Below are 239 nucleotides of genomic sequence, written 5' to 3'. Positions count from 1 at the left end.
CCGCCAACCCATGCTATCTGCGTGGTGTCACCGGCCGGTATTTAAGAAAAAAACAAACCACAACACATAAAGCTAATTCAGAATCGACAACTCACCAATACTTAAGCGTCGATCTACTCAATTAAGAGAGAATTTGGATATTGCCTGCTTTATCGCCTTTTGGACCAACAGCTGCTTCGTAAGAAACGCGTTGATTTTCCGTCAGACTCTTAAATCCAGAAGATTGGATGTCTTGGAAA

1 protein-coding gene is annotated in these 239 nt (G+C 42.3%); it reads right to left on the bottom strand.

Annotation, left to right across the window (positions count from 1 at the left end):
• Nucleotides 1–121 precede the first annotated feature (121 nt).
• The gene (locus tag QN347_RS20840; RefSeq protein ID WP_323494552.1) at nucleotides 122–229 is read right to left on the bottom strand and encodes a hypothetical protein; all 108 of its coding nucleotides are present in this window, start codon (nucleotides 227–229) and stop codon (nucleotides 122–124) included.
• Nucleotides 230–239 lie beyond the last annotated feature (10 nt).

The sequence above is a fragment of the Sphingomonas sp. 10B4 genome (assembly GCF_035019905.1).
GTDB lineage: Bacteria > Pseudomonadota > Alphaproteobacteria > Sphingomonadales > Sphingomonadaceae > Sphingomonas > Sphingomonas glacialis.
Note: the sequence above shows the minus strand (reverse complement) of the source record. Positions and strands in the feature narration are given on the sequence as shown.